This window comes from Arthrobacter sp. 10T416 (assembly GCF_056394165.1).
The window spans coordinates 1-25,758 of sequence record NZ_JBFTHI010000003.1; the positions used below are offsets into that span (position 1 = coordinate 1).

General features: G+C 68.8%; 25 protein-coding genes. 7 read left to right on the forward strand and 18 right to left on the reverse strand.

Annotated features, from left to right (window positions below; translation table 11 throughout):
- Positions 1-217: 217 nt before the first annotated feature.
- Positions 218-1,222 carry a CHAD domain-containing protein gene (locus tag AC1DBE_RS05165; protein ID WP_476969810.1) on the forward strand — a complete coding sequence of 335 codons (1,005 nt, stop codon included), beginning with the start codon at positions 218-220 and terminating at the stop codon, positions 1,220-1,222.
- 55 nt (positions 1,223-1,277) lie between these two features.
- Here the strand turns inward: AC1DBE_RS05165 and AC1DBE_RS05170 are convergent, their stop codons facing one another.
- From AC1DBE_RS05170 to AC1DBE_RS05180, 3 genes are all read right to left on the reverse strand, one after another.
- Entirely contained in the window at positions 1,278-1,988 is a 711-nt protein-coding gene (locus tag AC1DBE_RS05170; protein ID WP_476969811.1) for an HAD family hydrolase, read from the reverse strand.
- Entirely contained in the window at positions 1,975-2,277 is a 303-nt protein-coding gene (locus tag AC1DBE_RS05175; protein ID WP_476903185.1) for a YegP family protein, read from the reverse strand. The genes AC1DBE_RS05170 and AC1DBE_RS05175 overlap by 14 nt, the downstream gene beginning before the upstream one ends.
- Before the next feature lie 109 nt (positions 2,278-2,386).
- Positions 2,387-4,150, reverse strand: coding sequence for a glycoside hydrolase family 15 protein (locus AC1DBE_RS05180; protein ID WP_476969812.1), 1,764 nt, complete (start codon positions 4,148-4,150; stop codon positions 2,387-2,389).
- Positions 4,151-4,252: 102 nt separating this feature from the next.
- On the opposite strand from AC1DBE_RS05180, the gene AC1DBE_RS05185 reads away from it, so the two are divergent.
- Positions 4,253-5,335 carry an App1 family protein gene (locus AC1DBE_RS05185; RefSeq protein ID WP_476969813.1) on the forward strand — a complete coding sequence of 361 codons (1,083 nt, stop codon included), beginning with the start codon at positions 4,253-4,255 and terminating at the stop codon, positions 5,333-5,335.
- Here AC1DBE_RS05185 and AC1DBE_RS05190 read toward each other — a convergent pair.
- From AC1DBE_RS05190 to AC1DBE_RS05200, 3 genes are all read right to left on the reverse strand, one after another.
- On the reverse strand, positions 5,332-6,879 hold the full coding sequence (locus AC1DBE_RS05190) for a GH1 family beta-glucosidase (protein ID WP_476969814.1): 1,548 nt from the start codon (positions 6,877-6,879) through the stop codon (positions 5,332-5,334). The genes AC1DBE_RS05185 and AC1DBE_RS05190 overlap by 4 nt on opposite strands.
- 120 nt (positions 6,880-6,999) lie before the next feature.
- Entirely contained in the window at positions 7,000-7,386 is a 387-nt protein-coding gene (locus AC1DBE_RS05195) for a hypothetical protein (RefSeq protein ID WP_476879730.1), read from the reverse strand.
- A gap of 76 nt (positions 7,387-7,462) precedes the next feature.
- Positions 7,463-7,888: an Hsp20/alpha crystallin family protein gene (locus AC1DBE_RS05200; RefSeq protein ID WP_476879734.1), complete on the reverse strand. Its 426-nt coding sequence runs from the start codon at positions 7,886-7,888 to the stop codon at positions 7,463-7,465.
- 139 nt (positions 7,889-8,027) lie between these two features.
- Here AC1DBE_RS05200 and AC1DBE_RS05205 point away from each other — a divergent pair, with 139 nt between their 5' ends.
- On the forward strand, positions 8,028-8,315 hold the full coding sequence (locus AC1DBE_RS05205) for a MerR family transcriptional regulator (RefSeq protein ID WP_476879729.1): 288 nt from the start codon (positions 8,028-8,030) through the stop codon (positions 8,313-8,315).
- Between the two features lie 27 nt (positions 8,316-8,342).
- On the opposite strand, the gene AC1DBE_RS05210 is transcribed toward AC1DBE_RS05205, so the two are convergent.
- Complete coding sequence (locus AC1DBE_RS05210; RefSeq protein ID WP_476879728.1) at positions 8,343-9,125, reverse strand: phosphatase PAP2 family protein; 783 nt, start codon at positions 9,123-9,125, stop codon at positions 8,343-8,345.
- A gap of 122 nt (positions 9,126-9,247) precedes the next feature.
- Between AC1DBE_RS05210 and AC1DBE_RS05215 the strand changes: the two genes are divergently transcribed.
- Positions 9,248-10,345 (forward strand): DNA alkylation repair protein, encoded by a 1,098-nt coding sequence (locus AC1DBE_RS05215; protein WP_476969815.1) that lies wholly within the window; start codon positions 9,248-9,250, stop codon positions 10,343-10,345.
- 102 nt (positions 10,346-10,447) lie between these two features.
- Positions 10,448-10,657, forward strand: coding sequence for a hypothetical protein (locus AC1DBE_RS05220; protein WP_476879726.1), 210 nt, complete (start codon positions 10,448-10,450; stop codon positions 10,655-10,657).
- 54 nt (positions 10,658-10,711) lie between these two features.
- Here AC1DBE_RS05220 and manD read toward each other — a convergent pair whose 3' ends face one another.
- The 7 genes from manD to AC1DBE_RS05255 all read right to left on the reverse strand — a co-directional run bounded on the left by manD (position 10,712) and on the right by AC1DBE_RS05255 (position 18,036).
- Positions 10,712-11,941, reverse strand: a complete 1,230-nt coding sequence (manD, locus tag AC1DBE_RS05225) for a D-mannonate dehydratase ManD (RefSeq protein ID WP_476969816.1) — start codon at positions 11,939-11,941, stop codon at positions 10,712-10,714.
- Between the two features lie 52 nt (positions 11,942-11,993).
- Positions 11,994-12,968: a sugar kinase gene (locus tag AC1DBE_RS05230; RefSeq protein ID WP_476969817.1), complete on the reverse strand. Its 975-nt coding sequence runs from the start codon at positions 12,966-12,968 to the stop codon at positions 11,994-11,996.
- Positions 12,965-13,636, reverse strand: coding sequence for a bifunctional 4-hydroxy-2-oxoglutarate aldolase/2-dehydro-3-deoxy-phosphogluconate aldolase (locus AC1DBE_RS05235; RefSeq protein ID WP_476969818.1), 672 nt, complete (start codon positions 13,634-13,636; stop codon positions 12,965-12,967). The genes AC1DBE_RS05230 and AC1DBE_RS05235 overlap by 4 nt, the downstream gene beginning before the upstream one ends.
- A gap of 5 nt (positions 13,637-13,641) precedes the next feature.
- Positions 13,642-14,790, reverse strand: coding sequence for a galactonate dehydratase (dgoD, locus tag AC1DBE_RS05240; protein ID WP_476969819.1), 1,149 nt, complete (start codon positions 14,788-14,790; stop codon positions 13,642-13,644).
- Positions 14,791-14,797: 7 nt separating this feature from the next.
- A complete protein-coding gene (locus AC1DBE_RS05245; protein WP_476969820.1) occupies positions 14,798-15,679 on the reverse strand; it encodes a carbohydrate ABC transporter permease in 882 nt (293 codons plus the stop codon).
- Positions 15,676-16,638, reverse strand: a complete 963-nt coding sequence (locus AC1DBE_RS05250) for a carbohydrate ABC transporter permease (protein ID WP_476969821.1) — start codon at positions 16,636-16,638, stop codon at positions 15,676-15,678. Before AC1DBE_RS05250 ends, AC1DBE_RS05245 begins: the two co-directional genes overlap by 4 nt.
- Positions 16,639-16,746: 108 nt before the next feature.
- Complete coding sequence (locus tag AC1DBE_RS05255; protein ID WP_476969822.1) at positions 16,747-18,036, reverse strand: ABC transporter substrate-binding protein; 1,290 nt, start codon at positions 18,034-18,036, stop codon at positions 16,747-16,749.
- Positions 18,037-18,170: 134 nt separating this feature from the next.
- Between AC1DBE_RS05255 and AC1DBE_RS05260 the strand changes: the two genes are divergently transcribed.
- On the forward strand, positions 18,171-18,911 hold the full coding sequence (locus tag AC1DBE_RS05260) for a FadR/GntR family transcriptional regulator (protein WP_476879718.1): 741 nt from the start codon (positions 18,171-18,173) through the stop codon (positions 18,909-18,911).
- A 64-nt stretch (positions 18,912-18,975) separates the two neighbouring features.
- Here the strand turns inward: AC1DBE_RS05260 and AC1DBE_RS05265 are convergent, their stop codons facing one another.
- Positions 18,976-20,007 (reverse strand): aldo/keto reductase, encoded by a 1,032-nt coding sequence (locus AC1DBE_RS05265; RefSeq protein ID WP_476969823.1) that lies wholly within the window; start codon positions 20,005-20,007, stop codon positions 18,976-18,978.
- A gap of 51 nt (positions 20,008-20,058) precedes the next feature.
- Positions 20,059-20,931, reverse strand: a complete 873-nt coding sequence (locus AC1DBE_RS05270; protein WP_476879650.1) for an NAD-dependent epimerase/dehydratase family protein — start codon at positions 20,929-20,931, stop codon at positions 20,059-20,061.
- Positions 20,932-21,130: 199 nt separating this feature from the next.
- Between AC1DBE_RS05270 and AC1DBE_RS05275 the strand changes: the two genes are divergently transcribed.
- Positions 21,131-21,577 carry a universal stress protein gene (locus tag AC1DBE_RS05275; protein ID WP_476969824.1) on the forward strand — a complete coding sequence of 149 codons (447 nt, stop codon included), beginning with the start codon at positions 21,131-21,133 and terminating at the stop codon, positions 21,575-21,577.
- Here AC1DBE_RS05275 and AC1DBE_RS05280 read toward each other — a convergent pair.
- Positions 21,574-22,905, reverse strand: coding sequence for a phosphoribosyltransferase family protein (locus AC1DBE_RS05280; RefSeq protein WP_476969825.1), 1,332 nt, complete (start codon positions 22,903-22,905; stop codon positions 21,574-21,576). The two genes, AC1DBE_RS05275 and AC1DBE_RS05280, sit on opposite strands and share 4 nt — an antisense overlap.
- A gap of 99 nt (positions 22,906-23,004) precedes the next feature.
- Positions 23,005-25,752 carry a magnesium-translocating P-type ATPase gene (gene mgtA, locus AC1DBE_RS05285; protein ID WP_476969826.1) on the reverse strand — a complete coding sequence of 916 codons (2,748 nt, stop codon included), beginning with the start codon at positions 25,750-25,752 and terminating at the stop codon, positions 23,005-23,007.
- Between the last annotated feature and the right edge of the window lie 6 nt (positions 25,753-25,758).

Consider the following 25,758-nt stretch of genomic DNA (forward strand, 5'->3'; position numbering starts at 1 on the left):
ACACCCCCGAGGACCTCCGCCAGGTCGCTGCGAAGCTGAACCGCAGGCCCCGGCCTACCCTGAACCTCGAGACCCCGGCCAACCGGCTGAACCAGCTGCTGCAAGCGGCATAACCACCCGCGTTGCTCCGATCAGTTGACTTTGCCCCCCAAACATTGCCGCGAAGTGCCAACTTGTGGCACCGGCGGGGCCTTGCGTCCGCGTCGTAGAGTGAAGCGTGGCTACCACTGCGGGCGAGGTCCTGCTGGCCTACCTCGGCCAGCAGCTGGCCGAGCTGCGCCAGCACGCTCCCGGCGTCCGGGCCGAGCAGCCCGAGGCGGTGCACCAGATGCGGGTAGCGGCGCGCCGGCTCCGTTCGCTTCTCGCCTCAGGCCGGCCGCTGCTGGATGACAGCGAGGTGCAACCGCTCCGCGCCGAACTCCGCTGGCTCTCCGGGACACTCGGGGCGGCCCGCGATCCGGGGGTCGTCCACGAACGGCTGTCCGCCCTGCTCGCGGACGAACCCGAGGACCTGCGCTTCGGCCCGGCCGCCCTCAGGATCGATGAGGAACTCGATGCCCTGACCGCCGCCGGATTCGCCGCGGCCCTTGAGGCAGTGGCCGGGGAGCGCTACGCCCGGCTGCTCGCGGACCTGGACCGGTTCGTGGCTTCGGCGGCGCTAAGCCCGAAAGCGGCCGCGGACCCCGGGAAAAGGTTCGCAAAGCTCGCAAACCGTGACCGGCGGCGGCTGCGGCGCACGGTCCAGGACCTTCCGGTCAGGGACCTTGCGGTGGAGGACCCTTCGGTCAAAGACGTTAGGGTCGGGACCGGCGGAGACGACGACGGCGGCGCGCCGGATGGGCCCCCGGGCCCCGCGGCGGCCCGAGATGCGGCGCTGCATGAGGTCCGCAAAGCGTCGAAGCGGCTCCGGTACTCCGCGGAACTGGCCGCTTCGGTGCCGAAGGGCTCCACGGGCGACGGCGATGCGGGCCGGACATCCGCCCGGAAGCGGCACCGGCGTGCGAAACGCCTGGCCAAGGCGGCCCGTAAGATCCAGCAGGTCCTCGGAGTGCACCAGGACAGCGTGGTGGCCCGGGCGCGGCTGGCCGGGCTGGGCGCCCGGGCGCTGCGCAGCGGGGAGAACGGGTTCACCTACGGCCGGCTGCATGCCCGGGAAGAGCAGCTGGCGGCCGTCGCCGAGCGGGCTTTCCTGAAACGCTGGAAGAAGTTTCCCGACCGCTGACATCGCCCCCCACACCACGGCGCACCGCACCCGCCGCCCAAGTAAGGGGCCAGGCTCAGACGCCCCGGACGCGGGCGGCCAGCTGGCCGATGGCGCTGCCGGCAAGGTTGTCCAGCAGGGCACGCGGGCTCTCGTAGACCTCAACGGCGCCGGCGTCACGGAGTTCGGCCTCGCTGGTGCCTCCGCACGTCAGGCCGATCGCCGGAATGTCCAGCTTGCCGGCGGCGTAAATGTCCCAGACGGCGTCGCCTACGTAGACGGCGTTGGCCGCGGGCACGTTAACCGCTTCGAGGGCCGCAATCAGGATGTCCGGGGCCGGTTTGCTCTCCTCGGCGTCGGCGGAGCTGGTGGCGGCGTGGATGTAGGCGTCGGCATCGATGGTGGCGCGGAGCATTTCCAGGTCGCGGTCCCGCGCGGACGAGGCGAGGGCCACGGCCAGGCCGGAGTCGAAGCACTGGGCCAGCAGTTCGCGGGCCCCGTCGAGCCGCCGGAGGGCCGGCCAGAAGGTGGAGAACACGGCGGCGTGGGAGGCCATGATGTCGGCGTCGGACCCGGTGTCGCGGCTCTCCGGCAGCAGGTGGGCCAGGAGCTTGTCCCCGCCCATTCCCACCGAGCGGTGGATGCTGGCCATGGGGACGTCGTAGCCGGCCTGCCGGAAGGCCCGCCACCACGCGAGGGTGTGGATGTAGCTGGAATCCACCAGCGTCCCGTCAACGTCGAAGAGGACCGCGGCCCGGCGCCGGCCGCCGGCGTCAGTGGTGGGCACGGGTGCGCTTCGTCGCCGCGAGGGTGCCCCCGGAAAGGGAGGAGCCGCGTCCTGCGCCGCCGCCGGTGCGCCGCTTGGCCATGGAGGCCAGGAGGGCGGACTGACCGTCGCCGCTGCGGTCGCGGATCAGGCCGGTGCCGGCGATTTCCCGGGCCTGGGCGATGCCGGCCACGGCGGCCCGCTTGGTCGGGAACGTCACCGAGACGGCCATCAGGCTGCCGGTGGCGTCCATCATCCTGATCCGGTAGCCGCCGTCGGGCGCATCCACGAGCTCGAAATATCCAGCCATTGCAGACTCCTTCAATCCAGCACCCCGGGCGGGGATATTAGTAAGTATACTTATCTAAGCTCTGGAGAAAAGTCAGGTTCCGGCGGCAGCCCGCGGGCCGTCGTTCAGGTCAGCGGGCGGCCTCCTGAAGCTGGAGCGCGCTCCGCACCAGCGCGAAATGGCTGAAGGCCTGGGGTGTGTTCCCGAGTTGCCGCGCCGCCGAGACGTCCCACTCTTCACTGAGGAGTCCGACGTCGTTGCGCAACGCCACCAGCCGCTCGAAGAGCTCTTTCGCCTCCCGCCGCCGGCCCGCCCCGAGCAGCGCCTCCACCAGCCAGAAGGAGCAGGCGAGGAAGACGCCCTCGCCGCCGGGAACCCCGTCGTCGCTCTTCTCCGGCCGGTAGCGCAGGACAAAACCGTCGTGGGTCAATTCGCGCTGGACGGCGTCGATGGTGCCCACCACCCGGGGGTCGTCGGGCGGCAGGAAGCCCACACGCGGGATCAACAAGAGGCTGGCGTCCAGCTCCGGACGCCCGTACGACTGGACGAAGGTGTTGCGCCCGGCGTCGAACCCGTGGGCCATCACGTCAGCGTGGATGGTGTCACGGAGTTTTTCCCAGCGGTCCGCGGGGCCGGGGAGGCCGAAGTCCCGCACGCCCTTGACCATCCGGTCCGCCGCCACCCAGGCCATGACCTTCGAGTGGGTGAAATGCCGGCGCGGACCCCGCATCTCCCAGAGCCCGTTGTCCGGCTGGTCCCACGCCGTCTCCAGGTGCTCCATAAGGGCGATCTGGACATCCCAGGCGTCGTCGCCGTCCTGCAGCAGTGCGCTCCGGGTCAGGGCCAGGCAGTCCAGCACCTCGCCCCAGACGTCCAGCTGCAGCTGCCCGGCCGCGGCGTTGCCGATCCGCACCGGCGCCGACCCCTCGTAGCCGGCCAGCCAGTCGATGGTGGTCTCCGGGAGCCGGCGCTCGCCATGGAGGCCGTACATGATCTGCAGGTCGGCCGGGTCGCCCGCGACGGCCCGGAGCAGCCAGTCGCGCCAGGCCGCGGCTTCCTCGGAGTAGCCGGAGGCGAGCAGCGCCTGGAGGGTCAGGGTCGCGTCCCGAAGCCAGCAATAGCGGTAGTCCCAGTTGCGCTGGCCGCCTATTTCCTCCGGCAGGGACGTGGTGACCGCCGCCACGATCCCGCCGGTGGGGGCGTACGTGAGGGCCTTGAGGGTGATGAGTGAACGCAGTACGGGCTCGCGGTACGGACCGGTGATTTTGCATTTGTCGGACCACTCCTGCCAGAAGGATTCGGTGGCGGCGAGTACGCCTTCCGGGTCCACCGCCCGCGGACGGCCGAGGTGGCTGGGCGCCCAGGTCAGCACGAAGGGAATCCGCTGGCCAGCCGTGACGGTGAACTCGCTGGCGGTCTGCATGTGCTCGCCCCGGAGCGGGGCATCGGTGACCAGATAGGCGGCATCCGGGCCGGCCACCGCGTGGATGCCGTGCTGGTCGTGGCGGACCCACGGGACGATTTCGCCGTAATCGAAGCGCAGCGAAAGTTCGCCGCGCATCGGCACGCTCCCGCGGATGCCTTCGACGATCCGCACAATGTCCGCCGCGCCGTCGCGCGGTGACATAAAGTCGATCACTTTGACCTTGCCGTCCGGGGTTTCCCATTCGGTCTCCAGGATCAGGCTGTTCTCGCGGTAGCGGCGCCGCGTGCATTCGCCGCCGGAGGCCGGTGCGAGGAGCCAGCGGCCGGCCTCGGGTGTGTCCAGCAGGGCGTTGAAACACGCCGGCGAGTCGAAGCGGGGCAGGCAGAGCCAGTCGATGGAGCCTTCGGTGCTGATCAGAGCGGCGGTGTGGAGGTCGCCCACCATTGCGTAATCCTCGATGCGTGCCATGGGTCTTACAGTGCCATACGACCCCGCGCCACAGGGCCACGGGTGGCCGTGCCGCTCCGTGCCGGTGGTCCGCGGCCCGCTGCCCTGTGAAAGAGTGGAGGCATGGACATGGCGTCGCAGGAACCCCGGCAGGAACCAACGCAGCCCCGGAAGATCTCGGGCAGCCAGGCGTTCAGGTTCGCCCATCTGGTCTCGGATACCGTCAACCACCTCCGGCTGAAAATGGCGAGGCGCTGGAAGTTCGCCCCGCAGACCATCGCCTACCAGGGGTACGGGTCCACCGAGTGGGTGCGGGTCCTGGGCCGGGTGCTGCTCACCAGCAAACCGACGCCCGGCAGCCGGGCCGAGCAGGCGGCGCAGAACGGCAACCAGAACATCCGCGGCTGGCGCGCGTTCACGTCCGTCCCCATCCAATTCGTGGATGTGGACATCGAGATCGGCGGCACCACCACCCGGGTCCAGGCCGACCGCGGCGGCCTGGTGGACACCGTGGTGCCGGTGGCGCTTGCCCCCGGCTGGCACACGGCAGTGCTGCGCGCCGCGGGCACGGAGCCGGCGGAGGCAAAGATCTACGTCATCGCGCCCGAGACCACCCTGGGCATCGTCTCCGACATTGACGACACGATTATGGTCACGGCCCTTCCCCGGCCGTTCCTGGCGCTGTGGAACACGTTCGTCCTCAACGAACGGGCCCGGATGGCGACCCCCGGCATGGCGGTCCTGATGGACCGGCTGCGGGTGGAGCATCCCGAGGCGCCGGTGATCTACCTTTCCACGGGCCCGTGGAACGCGGCCCCCACCCTGGCCCGCTTCATCACCCGCAACATGTACCCCTCCGGCACCCTGCTGCTGACCGACTGGGGCCTGACCCACGACCGCTGGTTCCGCAGCGGCCAGGACCACAAGCGCCGGAACCTGGAACTGCTGGCCAAGGAGTTCCCCAACATGCGCTGGCTTCTCTTTGGCGACAACGGCCAGCACGACGAGGCGATCTATTCGCAGTTCGCCCGGGACCACGGCGACAAGGTGGCGGCCATCGGCATCCGCCAGCTCTCCGCGGGCGAGGCCGTGCTGGCCGGCGGCCACTCGGAGAGCGGCGACCACACCGGTTCAGCGGTCCCGTGGGTCTACTCGCCGGACGGCGCCGGCATGGCTACCCGTCTGCAGGAGCTCCACATCCTTTAGCCTGCTGCGGCCGGTTCCGCGCCGGCGGCCGGGGGTTCGACGACGGCGGCTGGTTCAGCGGCTGGGGCCGGCTCTACGGCAGGTTCGACGACGGCGGCTGCAGCCTTCGACCGGGCGGCCATCAGTTCCCGGAGCCAGTAGAAGGACGCTTTGGGCGTGCGCGCCATGGTGTCACGGTCCACGTGAAGCAGGCCGAACTGCTGCTTGTAGCCGGCGGACCATTCAAAGTTGTCCATCAGGGACCAGATGTAATAACCGCGCAGGTCGATCGACTCTGCGGCGCCGCCGGGCGAGGTCGCCTCGATGGCCGCGCCGATGTGCTCGGCGAGGTACCGCACGCGGCGCTCATCCGGGACCACCAGCCGGCCTTCGGCGTCGTGGATCTCCAGGTCTTCGAAGCTCGCACCGCCCTCGGTGATGTAGACCGGCGGCAGTTCCGGGTAGCGTTCGGCCATTTCCGCGAGCGCCACGGCCATGTAGTCCGGCTTGATCGGCCAGCCATAGGCGGTGATCTCGGTGTCCGGGAAACTCTCGACGTGGAACGGGGTGGCGCCGCCTCCGCCGTTGAGGTCGTTCCCCATGGCTTCCGCCATCCCCTCCGGCACGGTGCCCTCACCGGGCCCGGCAGCCACGCGGGTAGGCATGTAATAGTTCAGCCCGTAGAAATCCAGCGGCTGCGAGATCAGCTCCATGTCCTCCTTGGACGGGCTGAAGGAGGAGAAGAAGGTGGCGGCACGGATGGCGTCCGGGTACTTGCCCAGCAGCACGGGGTCGGCGTAGAGGCGGTTCTGTGCCATGTCCATCAGGCCTGCACTGACCTTGTCCAGTGGGTTGACGGTGGCGGGGACCATCGGCGAATACACGTTGGTCAGGCCGATTTCGCCGGGAACCTTGGCCGCCCGCAGTGCCTGCATCGCCAACCCGTGGCCCAGCAGCTGGTGGTGGACGCTGGGGAGGGCCTTGAGCATGTGGGCTTCACCCGGGGAATGCACGCCCAGCATGTAGCCGTTGGCGCTGACGGTGGCCGGTTCGTTGATGGTTACCCAGCGGGCCACCCGGTCCCCGTAGGCTGTGGCGGCAATCGCGGCGAACTCCCCCAGCCGGTAGGCGGTGTCCCGGTTCATCCAGCCGCCGGCCTCGTCCAGTTCCAGCGGGGTATCCCAGTGGTAGAGCGTGGCCATCGGTGCGATGCCGTTGGCCAGCAGCAGGTCGATCAGCCGGTCGTAGAAGTCCAGGCCCTTGGGATTGACCGGGCCGCTGCCGCCGGGCTGGATCCGCGGCCAGGACAGCGAGAACCGGTAGGAGTCGATGCCCAGGTCCTTCATCAGGGCCACGTCTTCGGGCATCCGGTGGTAGTGGTCGCAGGCCATGGCGGGGCTGTGGTCATCGACAATCGTGCCGGGCTTCGCGGCGAACATGTCCCAGCCGGAGGGTCCGCGGCCGTCCTCGTCCAGCGCCCCCTCGATCTGGAAGGCGGCGGTCGCCACGCCCATGGTGAAACCGGATGGCAGCAGTGCGGCCAGGTCGTGGGCGGAAGCGTTCATTGGCGGATCCCCTATGCAGTTGCGCTGGTAGTGGATTGATTTTAGGCCCCGCCGGGAGCCCGCGCCACACACGGCGCGTCAGCATGGTCCGCGTGCCGTCGTGCCGTGGCCGCACCGCCCTCAGCCAGCGGCTTCGGTGCCGAAGAGGAACTCCTTGGCGTGGGCCACCGCCTTCCTAAAGGCGTCGTTCCGCAGGCCCAGCAACTGGTCTCCGTCCTCTGCCGCGGGCTCGAGGTAGCCGGTGAACCCGGGCCGGAGCACCCAGATGTCCCCGGCCGGCGGCAGGTAGAACACCCCGAATGAGCGGTGCTGGCTGTCCTCCGCGGCCCAGACCGGCACCACGGCCAGGGCCGCCCCGGTGTCCACGTTGATCCACTGCGCCCGCGGAAGGGGCAGTTCGTGCGCTTCCGGGTCGAGGAACGGAGCGGTGCCCTCGCCCCAGCGTTCTTCGAACCTTTCATGGAAGACCGGCATCAGGTGTGAATCGTAGCGCCGCCACGCGCTCATGGCTGTACTCCTTATCCCCCGGGCGGCGGGAACCGGCGGCGGCGCGGGGAAGATACCGCCGCGCCGCCGCCGGCCGCTATTGTCCGACTTCCTGCAGTTCGTCCCGTGCGTGGGTGATCTCGATCTTCCGCGGCTTGGCTTTCTCCATGACCGGTATGCGCAGGGTCAGGACGCCGTCGGCATAGGTCGCCTTGACTGCATCCGTGTCCAGCGTGTCGCCCAGGATGAGCTGGCGGCTGAAGACTCCCCGGGGCCGCTCCGAGGCGATGAGCTCAACGCTGGGCTGGGTCGCGTCGGCCCGTTCGGCCCGTACGGTGAGCACGTTGCGTTCGATATCCAGATCCACCGAGTCGACGTTGACGCCCGGGAGGTCAAAGGCGACGACGAATTCGCCCTGTTCCTGCCAAGCGTCCATCGGCATGGCAGCGGGCCGCGCAGTGGTTCCAAAAACCTGCTGGGTCAGCCGGTCCAGCTCACGAAACGGATCCGTACGCATCAACATCATTTCCCACTCCTTCATGTGAGATCTCGAAATTTTCGCTGTATCCGGCCATCGATTATCTGTTCTGTCGGATATAGATTTTTTATAGCACCGGTGCGACACTGAGGCAAGGGGTTTTTCGGGAACGAAAGGGCGGCAGATGGCGGCACAGGAGTCCGGCGTCGGGGTCTACGCGATCTCCGTCGTGGCACAAATGGTCGGAACCGGCCCGCAGAACATCAGGCTGTACGAGCGCAAGGGACTGCTCACGCCGGACCGCACGGCCGGCGGCACCCGGCAGTACAGCGAGCTGGACCTGTTGGTGCTGCGGCGCATCAGCGGCCTCCTCGCGGAGGGCCTGAACCTCGCGGGGGTGGCCAAGGTGCTGGAACTGGAGGCCGCCAACGCCAGGCTTCGGGCCGAGCTGAAGCGGAGCAGGGCGCGCTGAACAGCCAGGCGCCCTGCCGTGCCGCCACTACTCGGCGACGTTCTCCTCTTTGGAGAGTTCCCCGGTGATCGGCTCGCCCTCAATCCGGGCCGTCCGCCACGTGTCGAGCAGGATGACTGCGCCGAGGACCACGAAGGAGATGGACAACGAAGCCAGGGCGTCGGTGGTCCAGTGATAGCCGAGGTAGAGCCGGCTCACTGCGGCGAAGAAAATGCCGACGCCGGCCACCACGAAGCCCACGACGGCGGACTTGGGATTCGAGCGTCGGGAAAAGATCAGGAACGTTGTGACCAGCAGGAAGTCACAGGCCCCGAGGACGTGTCCGGACGGGAAGGAGAACGTGGTGTCCGCGCCGAAGAGCATAAGATCCACCGGCGGACGGTGCCGCTCGACGATATGCCCGATGAGCTGGGCCAGGATGACGCCGGTCAGCATCGCTCCGGCAAGGACCATCGGCCGCCAGGCGTGCTTGGCGAACAAGCCCCAGGCGACCGTGAACACCAGGATGATGATGGGCAGCCCGATCGGGCCGAAGACAATCGCCAGGATGATCATGATGGTGGTGGTCGGTTCACCGCGGAGAGTGACCAGGCCGGAGCGCACCGGCTCATCCACGACGCTGATCCCGCCGTGCGTCAGGACGCTGACCAGGATAAAGGTGAACAGCACGGCGCCGACGATCATCAGTCCGACGGCGGTCCGGTACAGGTTCCGGCGCGCCCCGGCCTCCATGTAGCGCTCCTCCACCACAAACTTGTCGTGGAAAACCCGCCACCAGCCGGACGATTTCCCGGTCTCTTGCTCTGCCATTCCCGCATCCGCCTCTGCACCGTGTGTTGACATTCCCACCGTGAAGAATATCCCCGTTTCCCGCCAGCGGCCGCTTCGGGGCTCCGGCCGCACCGCGCCGCACCCGCCGGTACCCTGAGGCCATGGGCATTATGAATGAACTGATCAACCCGGGGGTGGTCGGCTCATTGGGGCGGATCCTCGCCGCGGCCTCCCCCGGCACCGGGTTCACGCACCTCGCCGGAGCTGCCCGGCAGCTTGATGACCTGAGCCTGCGCGGGCGCACCGACCTGCTCAGCGGCGCGCTCCTTGAGGACCTGCCCGCCGGATACGCCCCGGCGGCCGCAGTGTTCCGCCGGGCGCTGGCGGACCCGGAATTCACCGGGTGGATGATCTGGCCGGTCAGCGAGGCGGCTGCCGCCCTGGCGCTCGCCGGGACGGAGCCGGGAGACTTCGAGGACTGCCTGTCCCTGCTGGCCGAGCTGACCCCGCGCCTGACGTCCGAGTTCGCGATCCGGCGGCTCCTGGCCGCAGACCTCGACCGCGCCCTTGCCGTCGCGGCCGGCTGGACCGGCCATCCCGACTGGCACGTCCGCCGGCTCGCCAGCGAGGGGACCCGGCCCTACCTGCCGTGGGCCGTCCGCGTTCCCGGGCTCACGGCCCGGCCCGAGGCCACCCTGCCCCTCCTGGACGCCCTGTACCGGGACCCGGTGGAGGATGTCCGCCGGTCGGTGGCCAACCACCTGAACGATCTCGCCCGCCACGCCCCGGAGGAGGTGGTGGCCACCGCCGCCGGCTGGATGGCCGCCCCGGACGCCCAGACCGCCAGGGTGGTCCGCCACGGCCTGCGGACCCTGATCAAGAAGGCCCACCCCGGCGCCCTGCAGTTGCTGGGCTTCCCGCCGGCCTCGCTCACCGTCACCGCCCTGCGGCTCGACCGCGCTGTGGTGGAACTGCCCGGCGAGCTGGGGTTCGATTTCGATGTGGCCAACACCGGGTCAGCGGAGGCCCGCATCGCCGTCGACTACGTGGTGCACTACGCCAAAGCCAACGGCACACTCGCGGACAAGGTGTTCAAGCTCGGGACGGCCGTCCTGGGGCCGGGTGAATCGAAGACGTTCACGAAGCGTCACGCCTTCCGCCAGATGACCACCCGGGTCCACCATCCCGGCGCTCATTCAGTCCAGCCGCAGGTCAACGGGGTGAGGTACCAGTCGGCCGGATTCACGGTCCTGACCTAGGCCCACGGGCACGTCGCGTGGTGATTTGACTCACATTTAAACGAGACGTAATCTCGCTTCAGCCGCGGACGCCGCGGCCACCCTTCCAGGAAAGACAGTGCGATGACGACAGCAAGCGACTGCATCGAGATCCAGGTCGAAAACCGACTCCTGCTGGACGACCGGCTCAATGACGCCGTCCTCGGGCTGCAGCGGCTGGCCATGCTGACGGGCACCCACGGCATCCTGCTGACACGGCACAAACCCGGGCACTACACGGCAGCACTCTCGGACCAGGTTCCCTTCGGAATGACCCGGGAAATCGTCCACTAGACGGCAAGCCTTAACGACCCCGCAGTGTTTTGCTGCGCCGCCGGTGGCGGACTATTACCAGTCGTGAACCGTGCCGTCGACGAGCCGGTTGTAGGGCAGGTAGGCCTGCTGGTACGGGAACGCAGCGGCGGCCTCCTCGTTGAACTCGACGCCGATGCCGGGCTGGTCCCCCGGGTGCAGGTACCCGTCCACGAACGTCATGGACTGCTCGAAGACCTCGTTGGTCTTGTCCGAGTGCTGCATGTATTCCTGGATGCCGTAGTTGTGGATGGCCAGGCCCACGTGGAGCTGCGCGGCGAACCCGACCGGGGAAATATCGGTCGGCCCGTGGAACCCGGACTTGATCTGGTACTGGGCGGCGAAGTCCATGACCTTCTTCAGCGGGCTGATGCCGCCGAAATGCGTGGACGCGGCACGGACGTAGTCGATCAGCTGCTCTTTGATGATGGTCTGGTAGTCGTACACGGTGTTGAAGATTTCGCCGATCGCCAGCGGGGTGGTGGTGTGCTGCCGGACCAGGCGCAGCGCCTCCTGGTTCTCCGCCGGGGTGCAGTCCTCCAGCCAGAAGAGGTCGTAGGGCTCCAGCGCCTTGCCCAGCTTCGCGGCCTGGATCGGGGTCATCCGGTGGTGGCCGTCGTGCAGCAGCGGGATCTCCGGGCCGAACTCGTTCCGGACGGCTTCGAACACCGTGGGCAGGTGCCGCAGGTACGCCCGGGTGTCCCAGTCCTCCTCCTGCGGGAACGCCCCGCGTCCGGCCGGTTCGTAGTCGTACCGTTCCCCGGAGGCCTGCGCCTGGGCCGCGACGCCGTAGACGGCCTTGATTCCGGGCACGGCGGTCTGGATCCGGATGGATTTGTAGCCGAGCTCCAGGTGCTCGCGGACGGAGTCGAAGAGGGACTCCAGGTCCGAACCCGACGCATGGCCGTAGGCCCGCAGCCCGTTCCGGGACGCCCCGCCCAGCAGCTGGTAGACCGGCATCCCGGCCAGCTTGCCCTTGATGTCCCACAGGGCCATGTCCACCGCCGCGATGGCGGCCATGGTCACCGGCCCGCGGCGCCAGTAGGAGGACCGGTACAGGAACTGCCAGGTGTCCTCGATCCGGTGCGGATCCTTGCCGATCAGCAGCTGCGCGACGTGCTCCTTCAAGTACGCGGCCACCGCGAGTTCCCGCCCGTTCAGCGTCGCGTCCCCGATGCCGGTAACACCGTCCTCGGTGGTGATCCGTAACGTCACGAAGTTACGGGAGGGGCTTGTCACGAAGACTTCAGCGGCAATGATTTTCACAGCAGATCCAGGCTTTCGGTGTGGGCCGGAGCGATTCCGGGCAGGGTGGGTATTAGCGGTGGGTGCTGCCGTCCGGGGCTGCACCCAGCAGGGCCAGCTCGGCGGCGCTCGGCAGGCCGTCGCAGTCCCCGTGGGTGCTGACGGCAAAGGCGCCGGCCAGGGTTCCGCGGCGCAGGCGTTCGGCGACGTCGCCGCCGTCGAGCAGCGCGGACAGGTAGCCGGCGGTAAAGGCGTCCCCGGCGCCCACGGTGTCCACGCTGGTCACCGGGACGGCGGGGGCTTCGCAGCGGCCGTCCGCGGTGTAGACACCGGCTCCGGCGGCGCCGCGCTTGACCACCACTTCGCGGACACCCTGCCCGAGGAGTGCGGCGGCAGCGGCCTGCTCGGCGTCGTCTCCCCCGGTTCCGCCGGCGGCCGTGCGGCCGCCGGCAACCAGTTCGAGTTCGTCGTCGGAGGCGACCAGGACGGTGGCGTGCCGGGCCAGCGGGGTCAGCACGGCGCGGGCCTCGTCGCGGGACCAGAGTTTGCTGCGGTAGTTCACGTCGAGTGAGACCACCAGGCCCTCGGCGGCGGCCCGCGCGGCGGCATATTCGACGGCGCGGCGGGCGTCGGGGCTGAGTGCGGCGGTGATGCCGGTCAGGTGCAGGGCCCGGGGTCCGGCGGTGAAGGCCCGGTCCACGTCCTCGCGGCTGATCGTCGATCCGGCGGACCCCGCCCGGTAGTAGAAGGCCCGGCTGAGGTCCGCGGTGCGCCGTTCGAGGAACATCACGCCGGTGGACCGGGCCGGGTCCACCCGGTGCTGTACCGCGATTCCCTCGCTGCGGAGCTGGCGCAGGATGAATTCGCCGTGCGGGTCGGCGCCGAGCACGCCGGCCCAGGCAACGCTATGGCCCAGCCGGGCGACGCCGACGGCCACGTTGGATTCCGCCCCGGCCACGTGCATGCCCAGGCTGCCGCCGGCGGACAGCGGGCCGGCCGAACGCAGGGACACCATCGATTCCCCGAGCGTGAGCAGATCCACGCTCACCGTGCCGTCCCGGCGGCGTGCCGGCCGTGTTCCGCGGCGAGACTGACGAAGGCGCGGGCCCTCTCACGGACCGGTTCGAGGTCGCCGCCGGAGCCTGCGTCGCCAAACAGCGGGCCGCCGAGTCCGACGGCGATCGCGCCGGCGCTCCAGTACCCGGCGGCTTCGCCGAGTCCGACCCCGCCGACGGCGATGAACGGGATGTCGGGGAATGGATCGCGGAGCGCCTTCAGGTAGCCGGGGCCGCCGATGGAGGCCGGGAAGAGTTTCACCGCGGTGGCGCCGCGGTTCATGGCTTCGTAGGACTCGCTGGGTGTCAGGGCCCCGGCCAGGATGGGGATGCCGAGCCGGGCGGATTCCTGGATGGAGTCCGCCAGCGACGGGGTGACCATAAACTGGCCGCCGGCGCCGGCCACGTCCTCCACATCGGCGGCGGTGAGGACGGTGCCTGCCCCGACGAAGCAGCCGGCGGGTGCCGCTGCCCGGACGGTGCTGATCGCGGCCAGCGCCCCCGGGGTGGTGAGGGCGATCTCGACGTAGCGGAAGCCCTCCTCCATGGCCACCAGGGCCGCCTTGGCGGCGGCTCCGCCGTCGGTGCCGCGCACGATCGCGACCAGGCGGGTCTCGCGGATCCCGGCCAGCAGGAGCTCGGGGGTGATGTCGGTGCTCATGTGGTTCACCATTCTGCGAAGGCGCCGTCGGAGTGGCGCCAGACGGGTCCGCGCCAGGCATGCCCGCGTTTGTCCGCGGCGCGGACCACGGCCTCGTCGATCTCGATGCCGAGGCCCGGTCCGGTGAGCCGTTCGATGTGCCCGTCAACGAACTTCAGCGGGGTTTTGTCCACCACGTAGTCCAGGACCTCGGCGCCCTGGTTGTAGTGAATGCCGATGCTTTGCTCCTGGATCAGGAAGTTGGGGGTGGCGAAACCGACCTGCAGGCAGGCGGCCAGGGCCAGCGGTCCCAGGGGGCAGTGCGGGGCCAGCTGGACCTCGTAGATTTCGGCGAGCGAGGCGATCTTGCGGACCTCGGTGATGCCGCCGGCGTGGGAGAGGTCCGGCTGGGCCACGGCGATGCCGGCCTGCAGCGCGGGCAGGAATTCCTGCCGGCTGTAGAGCCGCTCACCGGTGGAGACCGGCGTCGTGGTCGAGGACGTGAATTCCCGCAGCAGGTGGGTGTTCTCCGGAACCACGGGTTCTTCGAGGAAGAACGGCCGGTACGGTTCCAGCAGCGGCGCCACCCGCCTGGCGTTGGCCAGGCTGAAGCGTCCGTGGAAGTCGACGGCGACGTCGCGGTGCTCGCCCAGGACCTCGCGGGCGGCTGCGACCCGGCGGACGACGCCGTCGAGCTCCGCGACGGAGGCGATCGGGCTCATCCGGCCGCTGGCGTTCATCTTGACCGCGGTGAGTCCGACCTCCAGCTGCGCGCTGATCTGGTCCGCCACCTCGTTCGGTTCATCGCCGCCCACCCAGCCGTACATCCGGATCCGGTCGCGGACGTGGCCGCCCAGGAGCTGGTGCACGGGGGCGTTGAAGTGCTTGCCGGCGATGTCCCACAGGGCCTGGTCCAGGCCGGATACCGCGCTGGCCAGGATGGGCCCGCCGCGGTAGAAGGAGCCCTTGGTCATGACCTGCCAGTGGTCCTCGATGCGGAGGGCGTCGTTGCCGATGAGCAGTTCGGAGAGCTGTTCGACGGCGGTGCGCACGGTTTCGCTGCGGCCCTCGCAGCTGGCCTCGCCCCAGCCGACGATGCCGCTGTCGGTTTCGATCCGGACGAATAGCCACCGCGGCGCGACGAGGAAGGTTTCAATCCTGCTGATGAGTGTCATGTGCTGCCTAGCCCTTGGTCGCCCCGGCGGTGAGGCCGGAGACGATGTACTTCTGCGTGAAGAGCGCAATGATCATGATCGGGATGGTGACCACGGTGGCCGCCGCCATCAGTCCGCCCCAGTCGATGCTGGCGTAGGAGACGAAGTCGAAAATGGCCACCGGCAGGGTCTTGGTTTTGGAGCCGGAGAGCACCAGGGCGAACATGAAGTTGTTCCACGAGAAGATGAAGGACAGGATCCCTGCCGTGGCGATCCCGGAGACGGAGAGCGGCAGCGTGATGCGGCGGAAGGCGCCGATGGGAGTCAGGCCGTCCACCTGGGCCGATTCCTCCAGCTCGAGCGGCAGCGAATCGAAGTAGCTCATCATGATGTAGACGATCAGCGGGAGCGCGACGAACATGTGGCTGAGGATCAGCACCTCGAAGCCGCCCACCATTTTCAGGTTGGAGAAGACGTAGTACCAGGGCACCAGCAGGGATACGCCGGGGATGACGCGGGCCATCAGGACCACCAAAGCCGAACGATGCATGGTGAAGCGGCTCATCGCGTACGCGGCCGGGACGCCGAGGACCAGTGACAGCGCGGTGGAGACAAAGGCCACCCAGAAGCTGTTGAAGATGAAGATGAAGTAGTTGTTCCGCTGCAGCACGTTGGCGTAGTTCTCGCCCGTGGGGGTGAAGAGGAACGATTTGGCGGTGTCGTAGATGTCCACGTTGGTCTTGAACGAGGCCAGCAGCATCCAGAACAGCGGCGCGACCAGGAACAGCACCACGGCCACCAGGGCAACCACCCGGAACACTTTGTAGGCGCGGGTGCCCAGCGGCTTGCGGCGGCGCGGGGCCGGGGCGGGACGGGTCCCGGAGGTCTGGGATTGGGTCAGGACGGTCATTTGCTTACCGCTTTCTTGCGCATGGTCAGCAGCCACATGGTGCCGATGATGATCATGAAGAACAGGATCAGCACCGCGGAGGAGAGCCCGTACTGGTTGTAGTCGAAGCTCAGGCCGTAGGCGTAGACGTTGAGCGTTTCCACCTCGTGGAAGGATCCGCCGCCCTTGCCCTTGGTGGCGTAGAGGATGTCGAAGGTCTTCAGGGCGTCGATGCCCCGGAGCAGGATGGCGACGATCACGGTCGGCATCATCAGCGGCAGGGTGACGAAAAAGAAGCGCTGGAACGCGTTGGCGCCGTCCATCCGTGCGGCCTCGTCCGGCTCTTCGGAGAGCGAGGTCAGGCCGGCGAGGAGGATCAGCACCACCATGGGGGTCCACTGCCAGATGTCCATAAAGATGGTGGTGCCCAGCGCGGTGTCCTGGCCGGAGAGCCACGGCTGCGGCGGGATGCCGATCATGCCCAGGAGCTGGTTGACGAAGCCGATGTTGGGGTCGAAGATCAGCCGCCACATCATGCCGACGGCCACGGGGGTGGCGACGAGCGGCAGCAGGATGGCCACGCGGACCCACTTTTCACCGCGGAACGGGCGCCAGAGCAGCAGGGCGATGCCCATGCCCAGAACAACCTCGCACACCAGGGCGACGCCGGTGAAGGACAGGGTACGTCCGACGGCGGGCCAGAACCGTTCGACGTCGGAGAGTACCGTCAGATAGTTCTCCAGGCCGATGAACTCGGTGGCGGCGCGGACCGAACCCTGCGAGTCGGTGAGGCTCAGGTAGAGCGTCCAGGCGAGCGGGAAGACGATCAGGACGCCCACGAAGATCATGGCCGGCGCGGCGAAAAGCCACTTGCGGTGCCGGTTGGCCCAGGCGGAGAAGTTCTCGCGGGGGCCCGGGGTAGGCGCCGCGCCGCGCTTCGCGCCGCTGGTGGTGCCGCGGGAGGTGTTCAGTACAGACATGGTTCACCTAAGGAGTTGGGGGTGAAGTGAAGAGCGTGGCCCGGCGGGGCGGCGGCTTGGGCAGCCGCCCCGCCGGGCGTGGTGCGTGAAGCAGGGTGCGCCGGGGCGCTACTTCTTTTCGCTGTCCAGGAACTTCTGGAAGGCGTCGTTGGCCGTGTCAGCCGCTGCGGAGGCATCGGAGCCGGTGATGGTGGCTACGATCGGGCCGCCGACGATCTCGCGGGCCTTGCCGACGGTGATGACGAGCGGACGGTCGTGGCCCACGCCAACCTTGGCACTGGCGGCGATGGCCTCGGCCAGGTCCTTCGGGTAGGTGGACGTTCCGGCCGGGTCGGCCCAGACGGAGGCACGCGGGCCGGGGACGCCGGCCTTCTGTGCCGCCAGCGTGCGTTCCTTGCTGGTGGCCCACTGGATGAACTTCCAGGCGTTGTCCTGGTTGCCCGAGGCCTGGTTGACGCCGAGGGCCCACGACGGGATGTTGTACGGCTTGGAACCGGCGGGGCCGGCGGGCAGGGCAGCGAAGCCGACCTTGTCCGAGACCTTGGACTTGGCCGGGTCGGTGGCGTTCTTGTAGAGCGAGTCGGCTTCGGTGTAGAAAGCGGCCTTGCCCTGGGTGAAGATGGCCATCGCCTCGGGCCAGCTCATGTCGGTGCTGACGTTCTTGGGGCCGTAGTTCTTGATCAGGCCGCCGTAGTAGGCGTACGCCTTCTTGGCCGCGTCGCTGTTCACGGCGGACTTGCCCTGGGCGTCGGTGAAGTCACCGCCGAAGCTGTAGAGGAAGCTGGAGAACTGGGTCACGGCGGCGGACTTGCCGGTGCGCGCTACGAAGCCGGCGGTGTCCGGGTTGGCGGCGGCGATCTTCTTGGCTGCGGCTTCGAGCTCTTCCATGGTCTTGGGGACCTGGACTCCGGCGGCCTGCAGCAGGTCCTTGCGGTAGTAGAGCACTTCGCGCTCGGTGATGATCGGGACGCCGACAACCTTGCCGTCCGCGGTGGTGGCCTTGACGGGGCCCTCCTGGTAGTCCTTCCAGTCCCAGTTGGCGTCGGAGGAGACCTTGGACGTCAGGTCGGCGAGGTAGCCGTTCTTAGCGAACGCTTTACCTTCCTGGAGCGGGCGGTACATCATGACGTCGATTTCGTCGCTGCCGGCGTTGAGCTTGACGTTGTACTGGTCCGAGAGCTGGTCCTCGCCCAGCTGGGTGAGCTCTACCTTGAGGCCGGTGGCCTTCTCGAACTCGGGGATGGCTGCCTTGATACCTTCAGTCCACACGTGGTTGGCCAGGGTGACCCGGACGGTGCCGGCGGCCTTGGCGTCGCCGCCGCCACCACCGCAGGCGGTCAGCCCGAGTGAGAGCGCGGCGGCTACGGCCGCGTACTTCACAATTGAACGTCGCTTCATTACGACTCCCTTGTCTTCAGGGCCGGATCAACGTCCAGCCGCCCGCGGATGCATCTTTACATCTGCTCTGGAGCGATCTTAGATAAATAAAGCAGACTTAAACAACCCCTTGCGCTCACCCGTATGATTTATTTATGCAAACCCCAAAGGCGGAGTCTTCAGCAGACCTGCACTCAGTGCTCGTCCAGAGCCTGGGGCTCGCCATTGCCGAGGGGACCCTGGCGCCGCACTCGATTCTGCGGCTGGACGAGCTTGAGGCGCAGCACAGTGTTTCGCGGTCCGTGGTCCGGGAAGCAACCCGCGTCCTGTCGTCCATGGGAATGCTGGAATCACGGCGCCGGCTGGGCACGGTGGTGCGGCCGGAAGAGTCCTGGAACCTCTATGACCCGCAGGTGATCCGCTGGCGGCTGGCGTCCTCCCGCCGGGTGGACCAGCTGCGGGCGCTCAACGAACTCCGCGGCGCCGTCGAACCACAGGCCGCCCGGCTTGCCGCCGAACGCGCCTCCTGGGATACCGGCAGCGACCTCGTCGCTCAGGCCGCACGGCTCTGGGCAGCGGGCCAGCGCGGCGACCAGGACGAGTTCCTGCGGCTGGACATCGAATTCCATGCCTCCGTGCTGCGGGCCTCGGGCAACCCCATGTTTTCCCAACTGCACAACCTCGTTGCCGAGGTCCTCACGGGCCGTACCGAGCACGGCCTGATGCCGCAGCTGCCGCAGCACGAGGCGCTCCAGCTGCACGTGGACGTCGCCAGCGCCATCCAGCGCGGCGAGATGGACCGGGCCCACGAGGCAATGCGCCGGATCGCGGAGCAGTCCACCGAGGAAATCGGCGACATCTGGTCCAGCCACCAGGGCACCGCCCCGTCCCAGTAACTCCGGTCCGGGGCCGGCGCAGCTCAGACCCGCGGCCTGGCCCCGCACCGACCCCGCGGCGCTGTTACCGGCCGCCCTCCAGCTTCCGGCTGCGCTGCTCCTGGGCCATCGGGCCGTACGGATAAACGCCGACGCGCGGCTGGCTGGCGTCGGTCAACCGCTGCGTCTCCTCCGGGGTGAGCCGGAGATCGGCGGCGGCCAGGTTGTCCGTGAGCTGGCTGGTGGTCCGTGCGCCCAGGATCACCGACGTGACCGCAGGCCGGTCCGCCAGCCACGCGAGTGCCACTTGGGAGGCGCTGACGCCGTGCCGTTCCGCGGTTTCCTGCACTTCGGCCAGGACCTCCCAGGTTTGCGGGTCCGCGTTGCGGGCCTCCCAGGCCTCCATGCCGCGTTTGGGGTTCTCGCCCAGCCTGGTGGCCCCGGCCGGCGGCTGGTCGCGCTTGTACTTGCCGGAGAGCCAGCCGCCGCCCAGCGGCGACCACGGCAGCAGGCCGATCCCGGCATCGAGCGAGGCCGGGACGATCTCGGATTCGATCTCGCGGACCAGCAGGCTGTACTGCGGCTGCAGCGTTACCGGGGCGCTCCAGCCGTGGGACTTAGCCACGTGGACGGCCTTGGTCAGCTGCCAGCCCAGGAAGTTGGAGAAACCGTAATAGGCAATCTTGCCGCTGGTCACCGCGTCATGCAGGAACCGGAGTGTCTCCTCCAGGGGCGTGACCGGATCCCACGCGTGCAGCTGGTACAGGTCGATCTGCTCGACGCCGAGGCGGCGCAGCGAGTCATCCAGGGCCCGGACCAGGTGCCGGCGCGAGGTGCCGACGTCGTTAGGGGCCTGCCCCATCGGGAAGCGGCCCTTGGTGGCCACCACGGCCCTGTCCCGGAACTCCGTCCTGTCCGCCAGCCAGCGGCCGATGATCTCCTCCGAGACCCCCGAACTGTAGACGTCGGCGGTGTCGATGAAGTTGCCGCCGGCCTCGAAGTACGTGTCCAGGATGGCGTGGGACTGTTCCTCGGTGGCTTCGGCGCCGAAGGTCATGGTGCCCAGCGCGTAGTTGGAAACAACGGCTCCGCTGTTGCCCAGGGTGCGGTATTGCATGGAACTCCTCAGTGGCAGGTGGATGGTGGCAGGTCGGTGGTGGACGGGACGTCAGTCCTCGGTCGGCGTCGTCCGGTTCGAATGGTAGGTCCGCCAGCTGTGCTCCGGAGCGAATCCCAGGAGCCGTTTGGCCTTGTCGATCGAGAGCATCGTCTCGTGCTCTCCGAGGTCCTTGACCACCTTGACGCGGGGAAACACTTCGGCCGCGAGCTCGGCACTGGACCGGCCCATCACCGTGTCCGCGTTGGCGATGATAAACGCCTCAAACCCCGGAGCGCCGTGCTCCAGCGCACGGGCCACCGCCTGGGCGCCGTCGCGGCCGTCGATGTAGCCCCAGAGGTTCCACTTGCGCAGCCGCGCGTCGGCGTCGAACGAGGGGAACTCCTCGTAGTCTTCCGGGTCCATCACATTGGAAAACCGCAGGGCGCTGATGCTCAGGGTGGGGTCCCAGCGGGTGAGTTGGATCGCCATCTGCTCCTCGAGGTGTTTGACCAGGGAGTAGGTACTTTCCGGCCGGGCCTGGTATTCCTCGTCCACCGGGATGTAGGGAGGGTCGACGTCGAATGGCAGTCCCAGGACCGTCTCGCTGGAGGCGTAGACGATCTTCTTGATCCCGGCACGGCGGGCGGCCTGGAACACGTTGTAGGTCGCCTGCATGTTGTTCTCGAACGTCGCGGCGTCCGGGGCGAGCCCCGGGGCGGGGATCGCCGCGAGGTGCACAATGGCGTCGAAGCCCTGGTGCCGGTCGTCCAGGCCAAGGATCACGTCCACCACCTGCCCGTAGTTGCGCAGGTCCACCCGGGTGAAGCCCGGTGAGCGGTCCCCGGACTGGTCCAGGTTGGTGACCTCATGGCCATCGTCGACGAGCCTGCGGACGACGCTCTTGCCGAGCTTTCCGCTTCCTCCGGTCACTGCAATTCTCATCAGGATCTCCTCGGTGCTGGGGACGGCTGCCGTGCCTCCACCCTAGAACGGAGTCCGGCCCCGTGCACCCCCGGCGCGGCGGGCCGGGGATGCAGGCAGGGCCGGCGGGCCGGGGATGCAGGCAGGGCCGGCCGGCCGCCGGCCCGCGGTGACCTTTGGCCCTAGGCACTCCCCGGGGACACCGGGCAGGGTGGGGGCCATGAGCGCAGACCAGCGGATCGTCGTGGGCGTGGACGGCTCCGAGTTTTCAACAAAGGCGCTCCGGCTCGCCGGGCGCATGGCCGCCAGCCTGAATGCCCCGCTGGAGGTCATCACGTGCCTTGGCACCTCGGACTTCTTCCTCGCTTCCCATCTTCCGGAGGAGCGCACCGCGTCTGCAGGCGAGCTGGAGGAGACGGCCACGCGCCTGGTGGAGGAGTCGCTGGAGCGGGCCTTCGGCGATGCCCGACCTGAGCAGCTCACCCGGCAGGTCAAGTTTGGTGCGCCGGCCAAGGTCCTGATCGAGGAGAGCAGGGACGCGCAGCTTTTGGTGGTGGGGCGGCGCGGCCGGGGCGGTTTCCTTGCGCAGGTGATGGGCTCGGTCAGCGGCGCCTGCGCCGCGCATGCCCAGTGCCCCGTGCTGGTGGTCGGCCAGGGCGCAGGCTAAGCCGCCGGGAGTAACTGCCGGACAAACCAGTCTCGGGCCAGGATGGCGGCTGCGGCCAGCGTTCCGGGCTCCTCGAACAGATGCGTGGCGCCCTGCACCACGGCGAGCTGGCTGGGGCAGCGCATCATGGCCTTGGCCTTCCGGTTAAGCTCCAGCACCTCATAGTCGAAGCTGCCCACAATCAGGAGGGTCGGCGCCCGGACGGCGGACAGCCGCGGCCCGGCGAGGTCGGGACGGCCGCCGCGGGAGACCACGGCGGCCACCCGGGCTGAGGGTTCGGACGCGGACCACAGCGCGGCCCCGGCCCCGGTGCTCGCCCCGAAATACCCGACGACGCAGGCTGCCGTGTCGTCCCGGGTGGCCAGCCAGTCAGTGGCGGAGGAGAGCCGGCGCGCGAGCAGTTCGATGTCGAAGACGTTGGCGCGGTTCCGCTCCTCCCCCGGCGTCAGCAGGTCCAGCAGCAAGGTGCCCAGCCCGGCCCGCTGCAGGACGCTGGCCACAAAACGGTTCCGGGGACTGTGCCGGCTGCTGCCGCTCCCGTGGGCGAAAACCACCACCGCCGTGGCCGGGACCGGCAGGTGCAGCTGGCCCTGGAGCCGGACCCCCCGGGACGGGATTTCCACCTCTTCATCGGATTCCACCGGTTCCCCGGACGCGGCCGCCGGCACGGGGGCCCGTGGCGCGTCGTTCATCCGGCGCGCAGCGGCGTCCAGGAGCTGGATCACCTCGTCGTCGTCGGTCGGGGAGAAATCCCGGTAGTGGTAGCCGACGGCGGAGAACTGCCGGGGCGTGGCGAGGCAGACCACCTCGTCGGGTTCGCGCAGGTCCGCCAGGGTGTCGGCCGGCGCGACCGGCACAGCCAGGACCACCCTTGCGGCGCCCAGTTTGCGGGCGATCCGGCAAGCGACCCGGGCGGTGGACCCGGTGGCGATGCCGTCGTCGACGATCACCGCGATGCGCCCGGTCAGGTCCTGCCGGACGCGGCCTTTCCGGAACCGCGCCACCCGGTTCTCCAGCACCGCCCGCTCGCGGGCCTCGACGCCCTGCAGCTCCTGCTCGCCTACCCGGGCCTGGGCCAGTACGTGCTCCTCCAGGACCCGGGCGCCACCCTCGCCGATCGCGCCCATGGCGAGCTCCGGCTGGTACGGCAGCCCGAGTTTGCGCACCACGATCACGTCCAGCGGAGCGTCCAGGGCCGCGGCCACTTCGAAGGCCACCGGCACGCCGCCGCGGGGAAGACCAAGCACCACAATGTCCTTGCCCCGCAGGTCCGACAGGCGCCGCCCCAGTTGCCGCCCGGCGTCCACCCTGTCTTCAAAAATGCTCATTGCCTTGGCTTTCCAATCGGGCGCCGGCCTCCGGGCACTTCGGGCCCTGCGCTCCGCGGGCCGGGCACCGGACCAAGTGGCCGTTTTCTCCACTATCCGTCAGGTGTTCCGGGGATGTGAGGGCCCTTGTACCCGGTTTCGCCGGGACCCGCCGGGCCGTCCCCGGCGCGGTGCCAACGGGGATCGCCGGGAGCGGAGCACGGCCTGGTCCGGGGTGCTGAACCGCGCCGCGCGCCGGGCAACATGATGGTCCGGTCCGCGGCGCCGGACCCGCGGGAGGGCCGGGCCGGGCGGCTGTTGGGCGGCCCGGGAGAAAAACCATTGCTTGGCGAACTCAACCAGCACCAGATACACCACGGTCATGCCCAGCAGTGCCAGGAAGAACGGGACGGGCAGGGAGTCGAACCCCAAAATCCCGGACAGCGGGGACAGCGGGAGGTAAATGCCCAGCGCCACGACCCCTAGGGCGGCGCATAGCAGCCCGGCAGACGGGCGGCTGCGGAGGAACGGCACCCGCCGGGTCCGGATCGCGAAAATGATCAGCGTCTGCGTGGCGATCGACTCGATGAACCAGCCGGCCCGGAATTCCCCGGGGACGGCGTTGAAGACGAAGAGCATCAGGGCGAACGTGGCGAAGTCGAACACCGAGCTGATGGGGCCAAAGAGGAACATAAAGCGCCGGATGAAGGCAATGTTCCAGTGCGCGGGCGCCAGCAGTTGGTCCCTGTCCACCCGGTCACCGGGGATGGCGAGCTGGCCGGAGTCGTACAGCAGGTTGTTGAGCAGGATCTGCCCGGGCAGCATCGGCAGGAAGCTCAGCACCACGGACGCCGTCGCGGCGCTGAACATGTTACCGAAATTGCTTGAGGTGCCCATCAGCACGTATTTGATGGTGTTCGCGAAGATCCGGCGGCCCTCCATTACGCCATCGGCCAGCACCCCGAGGTCTTTATCCAGCAGCACAACGTCCGCCGCGTCTTTGGCGACGTCGGTGGCGCTGTCCACGGAGATGCCGATGTCGGCCTGGTGGAGGGCGAGCGCGTCATTGACTCCGTCACCCATGAACCCGACGGCGCCGCCGCTCTGGCGCAGCAGGCGGATGATCCGGGCCTTCTGTTCCGGCGAGACCCGGGCGAAAATGCTCGCCTCCCGGGCGGCCGCGCTAAGGTCCGGGTCTGACATGGCCTCGGCTTCCGCGCCGGTAACAGTGCGGCCGGAGAGAACACCAAGTTCCTGGCAGACCTTTTCGGCCACTTTCGCGTTGTCCCCGGTGGCGACCTTAACCGTGATACCCAGCGCCTCCAGCCGGTCCAGGGACTCGCGCGCGTTGGGTTTGGGCCGGTCGAGGAACACCAGGAACCCGGCAAGCATCAGGTTCTTCTCGTCTGCGGGCACCAGGTCCGTCATCCCGGGAGCCGGCCGGGTGGCCACCGCCACCACGCGGGAACCGGCGTCGAACTGTTCATCGAGCAGGTCCTGCACCGGCCGGGGCACCAAGTCACACAGGGCCAGCACGTCCTCCGGCGAGCCCTTGGTGATGATCCGGGAGGGACCGCCCGCGTCCCGTACCAGCACACTGGTGCGCCGCCGCAGGTGGTCAAAGTCGATAACATCGAGCCGTTCGTACTTCGAGGGGTCGAACGCCGCCGCGTCCGGGGCCTCCCACAGGGCGGCGTCCAGGGAGTTCTGGCCCACGGCGGACCGCTGAGCCTCGGCGTAGTCCGACTGGGTGGCGAGCAGCCCGAGGGTTAGCAGGCCGCCGGCGGACAGCCCGGCCTGCACCGGCAACGCAGCCGTGAAGCTGATCCGGCCCTCCGTGAGGGTACCGGTCTTATCCGTGACGAGGATGTCCATATCCCCGAGGTCCTCGATGCAGACCAGGCGTTTGACCAGCACTTTGCGTTTGGCCAGCCGCCGGGTGCCCGTGGCCAGGCTGGTGCTGACGACGGCGGGCAGCAGTTGCGGGGTGATTCCTACGGCGATGGCGAGGGAGAACAGCAGTGACTCGATGACCGGGCGCTGCAGCAGCAGGTTGGCGATGAAAATGAGTGAGGTCAGCCCGACGGCCACCTGCAGGAGCAGGTAGGAGAACCGCTTGAGGCCCAGCTGGAACTCGGTCTGCGGCTGCCGCGCCCCCAGGCCGAGGGCGATCCTGCCGAACTCGGCCCGGCTGCCGGTCGCCACCACCACTCCCGTGCAGCTGCCGGACTGCACCACGGTGCCCATAAAGAGGCAGGACGTCAGGTCACCCAGCGCGGCCCCGCCGGCCACGGGAGCCGGATCCTTGGCCGACGGCAGCGACTCCCCGGTCAGGATGCTTTCGTCGCAGAGCAGGTCCTTCGCCGTCAGCAGGCGGAGGTCGGCGGGGATGACGGCACCCAGGCCAAGCTGCACGACGTCGCCCGGCACCAGGGCGGTTACCGCCAGTTCCCGGGCGGTCCCGTCGCGGAGGACGACGGCGGTGTGCGTCACCCGGGAATGCAGCGCCTCCGCCGCCCGTTCGGCGCGGAACTCGTTGCTGAAGCCCAGGCCCACGCTGACGAACAGGATCACGCCGATCACGACGGAGTTGGTCGCGTCGCCCAGGAAGAGCGACAGCCCGGCGGTGATAAGCAGCAGGATCAGGATGGGGCTGCGGAACTGCCGGCCCAGCACGGACCATCCGCTGGCCTGGTGGGTCCGGACCGCATTGGGTCCGAGTTCATCGAGCCGCTCCCGGGCAACGGTTTCGGACAGGCCGCCGGGGGCCGACCCCAGCCGGGCGAGCACCGTGTCCGGTCCCCTCTGGGCGGCGTCGGCGATGGTCAGGGTCGGGGAGGACGACTCCCACGTTGCAAGCTGCGGCATATAGAT